At 65.7% G+C, this 15,317-nt stretch carries 15 protein-coding genes; 9 read left to right on the top strand and 6 right to left on the bottom strand.

Features of this window, described 5'->3' with window-relative positions; all coding sequences use genetic code 11:
- Positions 1-16: 16 nt before the first annotated feature.
- From LG299_RS08615 to LG299_RS08640, 6 genes are all read left to right on the top strand, one after another.
- Positions 17-400, top strand: a complete 384-nt coding sequence (locus LG299_RS08615) for an L-rhamnose mutarotase (RefSeq protein ID WP_404429228.1) — start codon at positions 17-19, stop codon at positions 398-400.
- Positions 397-1,563 carry an L-rhamnose isomerase gene (gene rhaI, locus LG299_RS08620; protein ID WP_404429230.1) on the top strand — a complete coding sequence of 389 codons (1,167 nt, stop codon included), beginning with the start codon at positions 397-399 and terminating at the stop codon, positions 1,561-1,563. The genes LG299_RS08615 and rhaI overlap by 4 nt, the downstream gene beginning before the upstream one ends.
- A gap of 6 nt (positions 1,564-1,569) precedes the next feature.
- Positions 1,570-2,517 (top strand): alpha/beta hydrolase, encoded by a 948-nt coding sequence (locus LG299_RS08625; protein ID WP_404429231.1) that lies wholly within the window; start codon positions 1,570-1,572, stop codon positions 2,515-2,517.
- A complete protein-coding gene (locus LG299_RS08630) occupies positions 2,514-4,550 on the top strand; it encodes a bifunctional aldolase/short-chain dehydrogenase (protein WP_404429233.1) in 2,037 nt (678 codons plus the stop codon). Before LG299_RS08625 ends, LG299_RS08630 begins: the two co-directional genes overlap by 4 nt.
- The gene (locus tag LG299_RS08635) at positions 4,547-5,959 is read left to right on the top strand and encodes a rhamnulokinase family protein (RefSeq protein WP_404429235.1); all 1,413 of its coding nucleotides are present in this window, start codon (positions 4,547-4,549) and stop codon (positions 5,957-5,959) included. Before LG299_RS08630 ends, LG299_RS08635 begins: the two co-directional genes overlap by 4 nt.
- Positions 5,960-6,072: 113 nt before the next feature.
- Positions 6,073-6,432, top strand: coding sequence for a protein-L-isoaspartate carboxylmethyltransferase (locus tag LG299_RS08640; protein ID WP_404429237.1), 360 nt, complete (start codon positions 6,073-6,075; stop codon positions 6,430-6,432).
- Positions 6,433-6,458: 26 nt separating this feature from the next.
- Here the strand turns inward: LG299_RS08640 and LG299_RS08645 are convergent, their stop codons facing one another.
- Positions 6,459-6,791: a peptide ABC transporter permease gene (locus tag LG299_RS08645; RefSeq protein ID WP_404429239.1), complete on the bottom strand. Its 333-nt coding sequence runs from the start codon at positions 6,789-6,791 to the stop codon at positions 6,459-6,461.
- Positions 6,788-7,090, bottom strand: a complete 303-nt coding sequence (locus LG299_RS08650; protein ID WP_404429241.1) for a hypothetical protein — start codon at positions 7,088-7,090, stop codon at positions 6,788-6,790. Before LG299_RS08650 ends, LG299_RS08645 begins: the two co-directional genes overlap by 4 nt.
- A 156-nt stretch (positions 7,091-7,246) precedes the next feature.
- On the opposite strand from LG299_RS08650, the gene LG299_RS08655 reads away from it, so the two are divergent.
- Positions 7,247-7,714: a MarR family winged helix-turn-helix transcriptional regulator gene (locus LG299_RS08655; protein ID WP_404429243.1), complete on the top strand. Its 468-nt coding sequence runs from the start codon at positions 7,247-7,249 to the stop codon at positions 7,712-7,714.
- A 4-nt stretch (positions 7,715-7,718) separates the two neighbouring features.
- Here LG299_RS08655 and LG299_RS08660 read toward each other — a convergent pair whose 3' ends face one another.
- The 4 genes from LG299_RS08660 to LG299_RS08675 form a co-directional block, all read right to left on the bottom strand.
- On the bottom strand, positions 7,719-8,213 hold the full coding sequence (locus LG299_RS08660; protein ID WP_404429245.1) for a MarR family winged helix-turn-helix transcriptional regulator: 495 nt from the start codon (positions 8,211-8,213) through the stop codon (positions 7,719-7,721).
- Between the two features lie 61 nt (positions 8,214-8,274).
- Entirely contained in the window at positions 8,275-9,618 is a 1,344-nt protein-coding gene (locus tag LG299_RS08665) for a Gfo/Idh/MocA family protein (protein ID WP_404429247.1), read from the bottom strand.
- A 35-nt stretch (positions 9,619-9,653) separates the two neighbouring features.
- Entirely contained in the window at positions 9,654-10,571 is a 918-nt protein-coding gene (locus tag LG299_RS08670) for a carbohydrate ABC transporter permease (protein ID WP_404429249.1), read from the bottom strand.
- A gap of 51 nt (positions 10,572-10,622) precedes the next feature.
- Positions 10,623-11,564, bottom strand: coding sequence for a carbohydrate ABC transporter permease (locus LG299_RS08675; RefSeq protein ID WP_404429251.1), 942 nt, complete (start codon positions 11,562-11,564; stop codon positions 10,623-10,625).
- A gap of 292 nt (positions 11,565-11,856) precedes the next feature.
- Here LG299_RS08675 and LG299_RS08680 point away from each other — a divergent pair, with 292 nt between their 5' ends.
- Both LG299_RS08680 and LG299_RS08685 read left to right on the top strand, forming a co-directional pair.
- Positions 11,857-13,170: an ABC transporter substrate-binding protein gene (locus LG299_RS08680; protein ID WP_404429253.1), complete on the top strand. Its 1,314-nt coding sequence runs from the start codon at positions 11,857-11,859 to the stop codon at positions 13,168-13,170.
- Between the two features lie 90 nt (positions 13,171-13,260).
- Positions 13,261-15,303 (top strand): hypothetical protein, encoded by a 2,043-nt coding sequence (locus LG299_RS08685; protein ID WP_404429255.1) that lies wholly within the window; start codon positions 13,261-13,263, stop codon positions 15,301-15,303.
- Positions 15,304-15,317 lie beyond the last annotated feature (14 nt).

Below are 15,317 nucleotides of genomic sequence, written 5' to 3' on the forward strand. Positions count from 1 at the left end.
AGCCAAGGAGCCCTCGATGTCGAGCACCTCATTGCCGAGGACAACGCGCGTCTGCTTCCAACTTCAGATCGCACCCGAGCTGCTCGACGAGTACGTCGCACGGCATACGCCGGTCTGGCCTGAGATGCTCGCCGAGATCGCGGCATCCGGCCGCCGCAATTACTCGCTCTTCCTCGCCGAAGGCGGCAGCCTCATCGGCTACTACGAGACCGACGACGATACCGCCGCGCAGGCCTACCTCGCCGCGTCACCCGTCGCCGCGCGGTGGGAGGCCGAGATGGCGCGATTTTTCGTCGGACTCCCCGCCCTTGACCAAGGCGGTCGCCCCGACCAGGCTGCCACCCCGCTCACCGAGATCTTCAACCTGCACGACCAGCTCACAGAAAGCACGCGATCATGACGACGCTGTCCCCCGAGATTCAATCCACCCTGGCGCAGCAGGGCATCGAGCTGCCCTCGTGGGCATTCGGCAACTCCGGCACGCGCTTCCGCGTATGGACGACCGAGGGCACGCCCCGCGACGCCTTCGAGAAGATCGCCGACGCCGCCGAGGTCAACCGGGTGACCGGGCTCGCCCCGAGCGTCGCTCTGCACATTCCATGGGACAAGGTCGATGACTTCGGCGCCCTGCGCCGTCACGCCGAAGACCTCGGTGTAGTGCTCGGCACGATCAACTCGAACACGTTCCAGGACGAGGACTATAAGTTCGGCGCCCTGACCCACGAGAGCGACCGCATCCGCCAGAAGGCGATCGATCACCACATCGAGTGCATCGACGTGATGGACGCCACGGGCTCCCGCGACCTGAAGATCTGGCTCGCCGAGGGCTCGAACTACCCGGGCCAGACCGATATGCGCGCCCGCCAGGACCGCCTGAACGACTCGCTGCGCCAGATCTATGCGCGTCTGACCGGCGAGCAGCGCCTGGTACTGGAGTACAAGTTCTTCGAACCGTCCTTCTACCACACCGATGTTCCCGACTGGGGAACCTCCTATGCCCAGGTCGCGACCCTCGGCGACCGCGCGATGGTGTGCCTCGACACCGGGCACCACGCGCCGGGCACCAACATCGAGTTCATCGTGATGCAGCTCCTGCGCCTCGGCAAGCTCGGCTCGTTCGACTTCAACTCGCGCTTCTATGCCGACGATGACCTCATCGTCGGGGCGGCCGACCCTTTCCAGCTCTTCCGGATCCTGGTCGAGGTCATCCGCGGTGGCGGCCTCAACAACCCCGACGTTGCATTCATGCTCGACCAGTGCCACAACATCGAGGCGAAGATCCCAGGCCAGATCCGCTCTGTGCTGAACGTGCAGGAGATGACCGCGCGCGCACTGCTGATCGACCACGCCGCCCTCGCCGCCGCGCAGTCGGCGAACGACGTGCTCGGCGCGCAGGCCGTCTTCATGGATGCCTTCTACACCGACGTGCGCCCGGCACTGGCCGAGTGGCGCGAGTCGCGCGGTCTGCCGGCCGACCCGATGGCCGCATACGCCGCATCGGGCTATCAGCAGAAGATCGAGGCTGACCGCGTCGGCGGCACCCAGGCCGGCTGGGGTGCCTGAACTGCGATGACCGAACCGTACTCCGCCGCTGACGGGCTCGTCCGGGTTTATCCCGCGGCGAGCGCCGACGGCGCGCTCCCCGACGGTTCACTCCCGTACGGGGCGATCCCTGAAGGCGCAGCCCTGGTCTGGGTACACGGTGGAGGGTTCGCCGGTGGCGATCTCGACATGCCCGAGGCCGACTGGGTCTCGCGCTCGTTCGCCGCTCGCGGAGTCACGGTGGTCTCGGTCGACTATGCGCTCGCACCGACGCCGCAGGCCTGGGCCGATGCCCTTGGCGGTCAGGTCAAGGACGGCGTGCACTACCCGGTGGCTTCGAATGATGTGGTCACCGCGTTCCGCTGGGCCGTCGAATCAGATCTGGCCGATGGCCCGTGGGTCTTCGGCGGCGCCAGCGCCGGAGCCAACCTGGTGGCGGGCGCGACCCTGCGTCTTCTCGACGACGGTGGCCCTGTGCCCGCGCTCGTGTTCTTGGCGTACCCGACACTGCTGGCCGTTCAGCCCGAGCCGAGCGCCGACCTGAGAGCGGCACTCGACGCCAACCCCGAGGCCGACCGATTCGGGCCCGATGCTGTCCTCGGCATGTACGAGAACTACCTCGGCGGTTCGGTCGACGGTGCGCCGCTCCCCGCCATCCCCGGGCTTGCCACCGCCCAAGACCTCGCGGACTTCCCTCCGACGCTCATCATCAATGGCGATGCCGACGAGCTCCGTGTGTCGGGCGAAGTGTTCGCCGCGACCCTCGCCGCCGCCGGCCGTGACGTCACCTGCATGACCGAACCGGGTACACAGCACGGCCACCTCAACCGTCCCGAAGAACCTCAGGCCGCAGCATCCGTCGATCGCGTCCTCACTCACCTCTCCTCGTTGAGTGTCCGAAACACGCCGCCTGGCTCTGCTGAGCGTCCGCGTGTCTTGGACACTGAACACTCCACCCACGAAGGAACATCATGACCAATCCCGCCGCTGCGGACCTGATCGCGCGCTCCAACCGCCTCGGGGCCGACCCGAAGAACACGAACTACGCCGGGGGAAACACCTCTGCCAAGGGCGTCGAGACCGACCCGGTCACGGGTCAGCCGGTCGAGCTGCTGTGGGTGAAGGGCTCGGGCGGTGACCTCGGCACGCTCAAGGAGTCCGGCCTCGCGGTGCTGCGCCTCGACCGCGTGCGCGCGCTCACCGACGTCTACCCGGGTCTCGATCGCGAAGACGAGATGGTCGCTGCCTTCGACTACTGCCTGCACGGCAAGGGCGGTGCAGCACCGTCGATCGACACCGCGATGCATGCGTTGGTGGATGCTGCGCACGTCGATCATCTGCACCCCGACTCCGGCATCGCGATCGCGACTGCCAAGGACGGCGCGAAGCTGACGAAGAAGATCTTCGGCGGCAAGGTCGTGTGGGTGCCGTGGCGTCGCCCCGGCTTCCAGCTCGGTCTCGACATCGCCGCCATCAAGGAGAAGAACCCCGACGCGATCGGCTGCATCCTCGGCGGACACGGCATCACTGCGTGGGGCGCGACCTCCGAGGAGGCCGAAGCGAACTCGCTGTGGATCATCGAGACCGCACAGGCGTTCATCGACGCACACGGCAAGACGGACCCGTTCGGCAAGCCCCGCAAGAAGTTCGCCGCCCTGGACGCCGACGAGCGCAAGACCCGCGCTGCCGCTCTTGCCCCGACGATCCGTGGACTCGCCTCGCACGACAACCCGATGGTCGGACACTTCACCGACGACGAGCGCGTGCTCGACTTCCTCGCCTCGAGCAAGGCCCCCAAGCTCGCCGACCTCGGCACGAGCTGCCCCGACCACTTCCTGCGTACGAAGGTCAAGCCGATGCTGCTCGACCTGCCGTCGGACGCACCGGTCGAGAAGCAGATCGCGCGCCTGAAAGAACTGCACGAGGCCTATCGCGCCGACTACACGTCGTACTACGAGAAGCACGCGGTGAAGGACTCCCCCGCAATCCGCGGCGCAGACCCGCTCATCGTGCTCGTGCCCGGCGTCGGCATGTTCAGCTACGGTGCGAACAAGCAGACCGCCCGCGTCGCCGGTGAGTTCTACCTCAACGCGATCAACGTGATGCGCGGCGCCGAGGCTCTGTCGACCTACACCCCGATCTCGGACGCCGAGAAGTTCCGCATCGAGTACTGGGCCCTCGAAGAGGCCAAGCTGCAGCGGATGCCGAAGCCGAAGACCCACCAGGGCCGCATCGCGTTCGTCACGGGCGCAGCATCCGGGATCGGCAAAGCGATCGCGACCCGCCTCGCCGCCGAGGGCGCGTGCGTCGTCGTGGCCGACCTCGACCTCGAGAAGGCACAGGCCGCGGCCGCCGAACTCGGTGGCACCGATGTCGCGATCGGCGTCGCTGCGAACGTGTCCGACGCCGAAGGCGTGCAGGCCGCGATCGACGCGACCGTCCTCGCGTTCGGCGGTATCGACCTCGTCGTCAACAACGCCGGGCTCTCGCTCTCTAAGCCGTTGCTCGAGACCACCGAGAAGGACTGGGACCTCCAGCACGACGTGATGGCCAAGGGATCATTCCTCGTGTCGAAGGCAGCCGCGCGCGCCTTGATCGACCAGGGCATGGGCGGCGATGTGATCTACATCTCCTCGAAGAACTCTGTCTTCGCCGGACCGAACAACATCGCCTACTCGGCGACCAAGGCCGACCAGGCGCACCAGGTGCGTCTGCTCGCGGTCGAGCTCGGCGAGTACGGCGTGCGCGTCAACGGCATCAACCCCGACGGTGTCGTCCGCGGATCGGGCATCTTCGCCGCAGGCTGGGGCGCGAACCGTGCCGCGACCTATGGCGTCGACGAGAAGGACCTCGGTGCGTTCTACGCGCAGCGCACGATCCTCAAGCGCGAGGTCGTTCCCGAGAACGTCGCCGACGCGGTGTACGTGCTCACCGGACCCGAGCTCACCCGCACGACCGGCCTGCACATCCCGGTCGACTCCGGCGTCGCCGCCGCGTTCCTGCGATGAGCGGGGTCGTCGCGGCGGTCGACCTGGGTGCGACGAGCGGACGCGTCATGCTCGGGTACGTCGGCGACGGGATGCTGCGCCTCGAACCTGTATCGCGGTTTCCCAACGGTCCCGTCGCGGGCCCCGACGGATCGTTGCGTTGGGACTTCACTGCGCTCTACCGACACGTGCTCGACGGGCTCCGTGAGGCGCTGCGCAAGGAACCCGGCATCGCGAGTGTCGGCATCGACTCGTGGGCCGTGGACTACGGCCTGGTCGCCGCCGAAGAGCTGCTCGCCGAGCCGTTCCATTACCGCGACGACCGCACGGCATTCGGCGTGGAGCGTGTGCACAGCATCGTCCCCGCCGACGAGCTGTACCGCCGCAACGGCCTGCAATTTCTGCCGTTCAATACGCTGTACCAGTACGTGACCGAGCGTGCGCTCGACGATGCCGAGATCGCCCTGCTGATCCCCGACCTCGTCGCGTACCTGCTTTCCGGCGCGCGCGTGGCCGAGCGCACGAACGCGTCGACCACGGGTCTGGTCGATGTGCGCACTGGGGAGTGGGACCTCGATCTCGCAGAGAAGCTCGGGGTACCGGCATCCCTTCTGCCTCCCCTCGTCGACCCGGGTGCAGAACTCGGAACGCTCCGAGGCGCTGCGCGCGAACGCGTCGGAGCGGCGCTGCCCGTCGTCGCCGTCGGATCGCACGACACCGCGTCAGCCGTCGTCGCGGTGCCGTTGAGCACGCCGAACGCCGCGTACATCTCGTGCGGAACCTGGGGTCTCGTCGGTGTAGAGCTCGACGATCCGGTCGTCACGGACGCCGCGCGCGAAGCGAACTTCACGAACGAGGGCGGTGTGGACGGGCGGGTCCGCTTCCTCCACAACGTCACCGGCCTGTGGCTGCTGAGCGAGTCCGTTCGCACGTGGGAAGCCGAGGACGGCGCACCGATCGACCTTTCGGACCTGCTGGATGCCGCAGCATCCGTTGAGGGAACCGTCGCGCTCTTCGACGCCAACGATGCGCGTCTGTCTGCGCCCGGCGACATGCCCGCACGCATCGCCGGCGTGCTCGAAGAGGCGGGATCCGCGGTTCCGACGACCCGCGCCGAGTTCACTCGCACCATCGTCGAGAGCATCGCGGCGGCTTTCGCGGACGCTGTCGCCACGGCCCAGCGTCTCACCGACCGCAGGATCGACGTGATCCACATCGTCGGCGGAGGCTCTCTCAACCGTCTCCTGTGCCAGGCGACCGCCGACCGCACCGCGCTGCCGGTGCTCGCCGGCCCCGTCGAGGCTACAGCGCTCGGCAATGTGCTCGTCCAGGCGCGGGCCCACGGCTGGCTCGGCGAGAACGCAACGCTCGAGACCATGCGCGAGCGCGTCGCCGCGGCATGCCCTCCGGAGCGGTTCGACCCGCGGTGACGGCACGAGCGCGGAAAGGCGGATGCTGCCCGCCATGGCCGTTCGCACACCCTTGAGCAAGCGATAATAGGTTCAGCGTCGAACCCCGCGGCGCAGAGAGCACAGGGTGTGTCATGCCGTATCGAGACCAGCGGACGGTCGAGTCGTGGGTGCGCGAATTCACCGAGCAGCACCCCGGTGTCGCGACCGAGATCTCGGTTCTCGATAAGGACTACACCTCGGCTCCCGACTCGGGCCTGGTGATCGTCTCACTGCGGACCGCGTCTACCGTGACCTATATTCACGTGACGATGGTCCAGAACGTCGCTCAGTGGATGGTGACTTTCGAAGCGCGTCACGAGCCCTTCGATCTGGATGCCGAAGGTGTTGCACGCCTCGCCCACGACCTTTCGACTCTGGCACTGCTGTGTACGTTCCTGCAGGAAAAGACCGACGCCGCTCTGCAACAGTCAGCCACTGCTGAAGCGAGTTAGCTCACCGAGCTCTCCGACGCGCGAGATCACAGGGGCAGAGAGCTTGCGCCCGCCAGCAAGAAGATCGACACGGTTCCCGCGACCGTAGCGATCAACTGAGCAAGACGGGTCGAGCGCTCGTCCAGCCCGGAATCCCCACCCGCAAGGATGGTGAGTGCGCGCTGTGCCTCAGCGAGCGACGGGTAGCGGCCGACCGGCGTCGACAGTCCGTCGAACGCGACGAACGTTCCCACCGCGGTCTTCTCGATCGAACCGATGAAGTCGCCTCTGCGCGAACCCACGAAGAAGTCGGGTTCGGGCTCATGCCACTGTGCTGGGCGCGGCGCAGCCGCTTCGGTGAGAGTGCTGACGAGGCTCATGCGACACGCTCCAACTGGCCGCGAGCGATGGAAATATCAGCGGGCGCCTGCAGCTCGGTGAGGTCGATGACGAGTCCCGCCGATGATGAGGCGGCGTGCGCGAGTTCTTCGAGGCGGCGTCGGTCCAGCGCGGGCATGATGTCCGAGTCGAACTCGAAGCGAAGCGGGATAGAGCAGTGCAGCCACACGGTCGACATGCCGTTCGTGTCGCCGCCCTGCAACGACAGCGAGAAGCTCTCTGATCGACGAAGCTTGGTCATCGCGATGGTTCGCACATACGCGAGAGTGTGGTCAGGCATGGTGATCGCGTCAGCGTGCGCGTAGTACAAGCGGCCCATCTCAATTCCTTTCGTCAGCGGAGTAGCTCACCTGAGATATTACTCACAATGTAAGTAGTTCATCAAACGAGATACTTAGTTCGTTGTATTCTCGTCTCGTAAGCATTGGAGGCAGGTGTGACCGACGCAACGACCCAGGGCGACGACATCGTCACGGCCTATCTGGAATTTCGCCGAGCAGATGCCGACGTACAGACCCGCGTGCGCGCAGTGACGGGCCTCGCCGACAACGAGATCCGAGTGATGGAGTACGTCATCTCGACGGCGACCGCGGGGCAGGACGCAACCCCGAGCGACATCTCTCGCCGACTGGGAATCTCCTCCGCTTCCACCACCGCGCTGCTCGATCGGCTGGAGCGGGCAGGCATGGTCGAGCGCGCGAGCCACCCGACCGATCGTCGCAGCATCCTCATCTCGGCGACGCCCGAAGCAGAGCGCAGACTCGCCTCGACGATGGGCGACTATGACGAACGGCTCCGCAAGGTCGCACGCTCGTTAGAGCCCGACGACCGCGTCGTCGTGGCGGAGTTCTTCACCGATCTCGCCGATGCGGCGCGGTCAGTGGCCCAGCCCGCTACCGACTGACGCGCTAAGCGTCGATCTCGTCGACTGCATCGCGCATCGCGTCGAGGAAGCCGATCACCACAGCCCGGTCCTGTTCGCTCATCGGGCGCACGACCGACATCATCCGGTCGTGCATGGCGGCCAAGGTGTGACGGATCTCGTTGTCTGACTTCACGCTCGCCGTGATCAGCACGCTCCGACGGTCGTCCGGGTGCGGTGAGCGCGTGATGTGGCCGGATCGCTCGAGCCGATCAAGGAGTGCCGTTGTCGAGGCGGACGAGATTCCGAGGTACCGGCTGAGCGCGACGGGGGTGACGTTCTCGCCTGTCATCCGCGCGCGCGTGAGAAAGCGGAGCGTCAGAAGCTCGTTCTCACCCATCTCCATGGACTGTTGAGTGCGACGCCGCATGGCGGCCTCGGCCGCACGATAGCTGCGCAGGGCCTCCATGACAGAGGTCGCTCGAGTGCCTCGTTCCGCGGTGAACCAGTAGTTCGTGCCCTGCGGAAGTTTCTCGTTCATCGGCTCCATCTTCCCACCGCGACAAAGATGGACCTGTACCCAGCCGGGCGGATGCGACGACCTAAAGCGCAGAGGCCGCAGGCCCCAGGTCAAGATCGGCGACGAGCGTGACCTGACCGGTCTCGAGGGATCGATTGGCCGCCAGGCCGACCGCCATCGATCGCACACCGTCCCGCCAGGTTGCCGCCCGCCCGAGTTCGTCAGCTTCGCCCCCGACGAACACTTCGCGCAGGAGGACAGCGTCACCGCCGCCGTGCGCGCCGTCACCCGCAGGAACCGGCACCTCGCGCGCTGATCCGAAGTGCTGCTGCACGACGAGGCGCTCCGAAACAGGACGCGAGTCCTCTTCGGTGACGTCCCCCGGGCGAGCGGACGGGTCAACCACCACGCGACCGTCCTCATCCAGCAACACGGCACCGCGCTCCACAACGGTGAGCTCCGCGCGACCAGCCGTGCCGTTGACCGCCACCACATACCCCTCCCACGGTGAGTGGGCGTTGAGCGAGTACGACATGGTCGCTCCGCCGACGTAGTCGACGATCACGGCAAGGTTGTCTTCGATGGTGATGCCCGCGTCGAAGACATCACGATCCCGCAGGTACCCGTCGTGCTCTTCCTGGTCGAGGTAGAGCTCCCGAAGTACCAGATCCCTGCGCAAATCAAGGCTGAACCCATCGCGCAACGCGGAGTCGGTGGTGCCTCGCTCGGGCCGCTCCCCGAGTCCTCGGCGGGCCGCGTTGTCGGCACCGTAGAAGCGCAAGCCACCGCTCGCGAAGACCCGGCGCGGCGACTCCTGCAGCCACCAGTTCACAAGATCGAAGTGGTGTGAGGCCTTGTGGATGAGCAGGCCGCCCGAGCTGTCCTTGTCGCGGTGCCAACGCCGGAAGTAGTCGGCGCCGTGAGCGACGTCGAGCACCCACTCGAAGTGCACCGAGGTGATTTCGCCGACCTCCCCCGACTGGATGAGCTGCTTCAGCGCGGCATTGCGCGGCGAGTAGCGGTAGTTGAAGGTCACCGTGACTGAGCGACCAGTGCGCTCCGCCGCCTCGGCGATGCGACGAACACCGTCGGCCGAGGTGGTCAGCGGCTTCTCGACGATCACGTCGGCACCGGCTTCAAGCGCTGCCACGACCAGGTCGGCGTGGGTCCAGTCGGGCGTGGTTACGATGACCCGGTCGATTCGGTGTTCGCGGATTGCCTCAGCCAGGCCGTCCGGACCGAACCGCCGCGGAGCGGCAATCCCGGTGGCTGTGAGCCTCCGCTCGTGCCAGTCGAGACGACCCACGTTGGTGTCGGCCCAGGCAACGAGTTCGGCGACGTCTGCGTGCGGGCCCGCGATGGCGTCGACATACATCTGAGCGCGCGAGCCCGCGCCGATGAGTGCGTAGCGCGTGAGGGAGCTCATCGAGTTCCTTTCAGAAGCGGATGCTGAGGCATCCGTCATTTGATTCCGGTGGTGGCGAAGCCCTTGACGAGGTACTTCTGCCCCACGAGGAAGGCGATGAACAGAGGAATGAGCGAGACGACCGACATCGCGAACATCGCGCCGTAGTCCGATGACGACTGCGCGTCGACGAAGCCCTTCAACGCCACCGACACGGGGAACACGTCCCGCGTGCGGAGGTAGATGAGAGGCCCGAAGAAGTCGCCCCAGGTCCAGATGAAGGTGAAGATCGCCGTCGTCGCGAGGGCCGGAATCATGAGCGGCAGAGTCACCTGTAGGAACGTGCGGAAATGGCCGGCCCCATCGATGCGGGCGGCTTCGAAGATCTCACGGGGCAACGCACGAATGAACTGGACCATCAGAAAGACGAAGAACGCGTCGACAGCGAGGAACTTCGGGACGATGAGCGGGAGGAAGGTGTTCAGCCATCCGAGTTGCTCGAAGATCACGAACTGCGGCACCAACACAACATGGAACGGCAACATGATCGTTCCGAGCATGATGACGAAGAAGAGATTGCGGCCGCGAAAGCGCAGGCGCGCGAACGCGTATGCGGCGAGTGAGCACGAGATGAGATTGCCGACGATCGCGCCGATCACGAGGATGCTCGAGTTCACCAGGAACAGCGTGAACGGCGGGCCCTGCGAATCCCAGCCGTCGACGTAGTTTTCGACAGTGAGATTCGTCGTGAAGATGCTGAGGTTTGTAAAGATCTCGTCGTTGGGCTTGAACGAGGAGACCACGAGCCACAGGAGCGGATAGATCATGACCAGCGAGAGCACGATCAGGCCTGCGTGCTTCAACACGGAGGTGCCTGAGTCTCGGCGGCGGCGCCTCCTGCGACGGTCGTCGTCTGAGGCGGACGGAGCGGTCAGGACGGCTCCGGGGAGCGGTGGTTGCTTGGCGAGAGTCATTGGTGCAGGCCTTTCTGCGCTCGAGACGGTGTGCAATCGGTGACGGGCGCATCAGTCGTCATAGAACACCCAGTACTTCGAGACCCAGAAGTTGATCGCGGTGAATCCCGCGATGATGATGAGGAGGAACCACGCCAACGCCGACGCATAACCCATGTTCAACAGTTCGAATGCCTGCTTGTAGAGGTACAGCGTGAAGAACATGGTCGAGTCCGAGGGGCCTCCGCTGCCGCCCGAGACGATGTACGCCTGAGTGAAGGACTGGAAGGCGAAGATGATCTGCAGCACGAGGTTGAAGAAGATGATCGGCGTCAGCAGGGGGAACGTGATCGAGAAGAATCGCTTCACGCGTCCTGCGCCATCGACCTGGGCGGCCTCGTAGTACATCTCGGGAATCTGGCGGAGACCAGCCAGGAAGATGATCATCGGCGAGCCGAACGTCCACACGTTCAAGATGATGAGCGTGCCGAGGGCGGTGTCCGGGTTGGAGATCCAGCCCGTACCCTCGATCCCGAACCACGCAAGAAATCCGTTGACGATTCCGTCGGTGCCGAACACCTGACGCCACAAGATGGCAATCGCAACCGAACCGCCGAGCAGACTCGGCAGGTAGAAGATCGAGCGATAGATCGCGAGCCCTCTCATGCCACGGTCCAGCAGCACGGCAATCGCCAAGGCGAGGGCAAGCTGGAGGGGAACGCCGACGCCGACATAGACGAGCGTGACCCACAGAGAGTTCCACAACCGCTCATCGCCGGCCATCCGCACGAAGTTGTCGGCACCGATCCACTCGGGCGGCTGAAGGAGGTTGTAGCGAGTGAATGCCAAGTACAACGAAGCGATCATGGGACCGATCGTGAAGACGACCAACCCGATGATCCACGGCGCCAGGAAAAGGTAGCCGGCGACGTTGTCGGGGGTTCGGGTGCGCTCTTTGGCGCCGCCCTGCTTTCGAGCGAGCGCAATGCTCCTCAGTTCACCGAGACTGCTCACGGGACCTCCTTGTCCGGCAACGAGAAACCGGTTTCTCGTGAGATTGATCTTCGCCCCCCATCCGAGTCTTGTCAAACCACGCGGGCGACCCCACTGCAGAACCGGTAATCGTCAAGGGTTGCGCGAGAAGGCGTTGACACGGCCGCGTGCGTTTGTTACTTTTCGTGAAATCGATTTCTCGAAGACTGCTCGCCACCCAGAGCAAAGCGAGAAACCGACAGCGGGCCCGCACTCCCGCAAAACATCGGAGCACCGCGCTCGGCGCTCCGCGAATCACATGAAAAGGGGCGCAATGACGCGTACACGCAGGATTACTGGACTTGCCATCGGCTCCATCGCCGCGGCCTCGCTACTGCTCGCCGGTTGCGCCGGCTCGTCAGACGGCGGTGCGTCCTCCACGCCGGACTCCACAGAACCGGTCGAATTGACGATCTCCTGGTGGGGCAACGATGAGCGCGCCGCGCTCATGGACGAAGTCATCGACATGTTCGAGGACAAGCACCCGAACATCACGGTGGTCGCGCAGCCGGTCGGCGCGCCCGATGACCTCTTCAACCGACTCGCCACCGACTTTGCCTCAGGCACTGCGCCGGATGTCTTCGCTCTCGGCGGCGCGAAGCCGCTGGAGTACGGCGCCGCGGGCGCCCTCCTTGACCTCGACACCGTGTCGGACTACGTCGATTTGGCTCCGTACCCCGACTTCACCCTCACCAACACCACCGTTGACGGAAAGGTCTACGGGCTCCCCACGGGCGGCAACGCTATCGGGATGCTCGTGAATGAAGACATCTTCGAGACCGCGGGCGTGGACCTGCCGACAGAAGACTGGACCTGGGATGACCTCTCCAGCGCCGCAGAAGAAGTCTCGGCATCGGGTGGCGAGGGCGTGATGGGCTTGGATCTTCGCATCCAGGACATCGTCGGCACCTACCTCGCGCAGATCACCGAGTACGGCATGTACACCCCCGAAGGAACTATCGGGATTGATGAAGCCGACCTCGGTTCGTGGTTCGAGATCGAAGAGGAACTCGTCGCAAACGGTGGCTTGCCCGACCCGACGGTGATCGTCGAGAACTGGGCCGCTACCCCCGACCTCAGCCCCTTCGGCACCGGACGCGCAGGAATCACCTTCGCGTACAGCAACCAGATCGGCAGCTACGCCGCAGGAACGGGCGGAGCATCTGTCCAGATCCTGCCCCCGCCGACCGATACGGATGTCTCGGGGGTTGCGGTGCTGCCCTCGCAGTTCTGGGCGATCGCTGCCAAGAGCGAGCACCCTGCGGAAGCGGCCATGCTGATGGACTTCCTGCTGAATGACCCCGAGGCTGCAGAGGTGATCCTCTCCAACCGCGGACTGCAGTTCAACCCCGCGATCCTTGAGGTTGTGAAGCCGCTCCTCGGTGAGGCCGATGCCCAGGCAGCCGAGTACCTCGAGCGCGTGCTCGAGATCGGAGTCGTTGCACCGCCGCAGCCCGCGGGTGGCGGAATCATGAACGAACTCACTCAGCGCACCGAGTCGGACATCCTCTTCGGGCGGACGACCATCGAGGAAGGCACCTCGAACTGGATCACCGAACTGAACGCCTCACTGGAGTCAGCAGGCTGATCGACGCACGATGACAGCGGGCGGTCCTCACGGGCCGCCCGCTGGTCTCTGTGTGGGCACGCTCACCCCGACAGCGCAAGGATGGTTCGCATGACCTCGATCGACCGGCGGGCACTGGTAGCACGGCACGACGTGCGGCTTGATCGGGTGGTTCCCGCTAGCCCACTCTCGGTAGGCAACGGCGAATTCAACGTGACCGTCGATGCCACCGGGCTGCAAACGTTCCCCGACGCTCATCCCGTCGCAGAGCGATACGGGGGTCGCTCGGGCACTCTGCTGGGGACGATGAGCCACTGGGGGTGGCACAGCCTGCCCGGTTTCTATGACGCGGCCGACTTCCTGCACACCTATGAGAGCCCGCACGGCCAGGCCCTGTACCAAGACCTGGGCGGCACCTTTTCGGCGGAGTCTTCGGCGGGTCAGAGCATCGCCGAAGAGTGGCTGCGCAACAACCCCCACCGACTCGACCTCGGCCGGATCGCGCTGGATGTCGCACCGGGAGTAACCGCCGACGATCTCACGAACGTCTCGCAGCACCTGGACCTGTGGGCGGGCACCATCCACAGCAGCTTCTCCCTCGGAGGGTCCGACCACCGAGTAACGACGGCGGTGCACCCCGAGCGTGATGCCGTCGCCTTCCGCATCGCAGGGGCGAACCTGGGAGTGCGACTGAGCTTTCCCTACGGCTCTGAAGACTGGGGCAACGGCGCTGATTGGACGCATCCCGGCGCACATACGAGCGCACTGACACCGGCAGAAGACGGTTGGACAATCACCCGTACCCTCGACGCCACCGTCTACACCGTCCAGATCACTGCCCCCGGTTCCACCGTCGTGCAGATCGGCCCGCATGAATTCGCCGTGCGACCTCGTGCGGGCGCCGCAACCCACGACGTCACGGTCGAGTTCACTCCTGAAATCCTGCGTCCAGAAGGGCGCGCAGCATCCGCCGTCTTCTCCGCCGCCGCAACGCACTGGGAAGCCTTCTGGCTCGCCGGAGGTGCCGTCGACCTGGCCTCCAGCGACGACCCCCGTGCTGGCGAGCTCGAGCGTCGGGTCGTGCTGTCGCAGTACGTCAGTGCGCTGACCGCCGGCAGCCTTCCCCCCGCCGAGACGGGCCTCATGCTCAACTCGTGGCGCGGCAAGTTCCACCTTGAGATGCACTGGTGGCACCACGCGTGGTTGCCGCAGTGGGGCAGGTCAGCACTCCTGGAGCCGAGCCTGTCGTGGTACGAACGAGTCCTTCCTCGCGCGCGAGAGACCGCAGCGCGGCAGGGCCTAACCGGTGCGAGATGGCCGAAGCAGGTCGGACCAGAGGGCGTCGAAGCGCCAAGCCCCATCGGACCGTTTCTCGTGTGGCAACAGCCGCATCCGATCCACCTCGCTGAGCTGATGTTCCGCGCACATCCGGATGCTTCGACCGTGCGCCGCTGGGCACCCATCGTGTTCGCCAGCGCGGATTTCATGGCCGCCTTCGCCTCGAACAGTTCCGGCGGCTTCGAGCTCGGGCCACCGATCATTCCCGCGCAGGAATCCTACGTCGACGGGCGGGCGACCGCACGAAACCCGACGTTTGAGCTGGCGTACTGGGCGTGGGGCCTGCAAACCGCAATCGACTGGAAGACGCGACTGGGCGAGGAGGTACCCGCCCGCTGGGTCACCGTGGCCCGCGGAATGACATCCCTCCCCGTTCGCGATGGCCTCTACCCCGCTCTGGCCACACCGCCTTACCTCGTCCGTGATGACCACCCGAGCATGCTCGCGACGCTGGGCGTGGTGCCGCGCACTCACCTTGTCGATGACGCCGTCATGAGCGCGACTCTGCGCGACGTGCTGCGGGACTGGGATTGGGATTCCGCGTGGGGGTGGGACTTCCCGATGGCGGCGATGACCGCGGCACGGCTGGGTGACTCCGCTCTCGCAGTGGACTGCCTCCTTATGGACAGGCCGAAGAACACCTACCTCGCCAATGGGCACAACCGTCAGAACGAGTCGCTCCCGATCTACCTGCCCGGCAACGGCGGCCTGCTCACCGCGGTGGGCCTCCTGGCGGCGGGGAGTGACGACAGCGGCACCGCGCGGTTCGGCGCGGGATGGCATCCGCTCGTTGAGGGCGTCCATCCCGCCCCCTGAGTCGCCAGTGAGGC

It is taken from the genome of Microbacterium lacus (assembly GCF_044794305.1).
GTDB classification, from domain to species: domain Bacteria; phylum Actinomycetota; class Actinomycetes; order Actinomycetales; family Microbacteriaceae; genus Microbacterium; species Microbacterium lacus_B.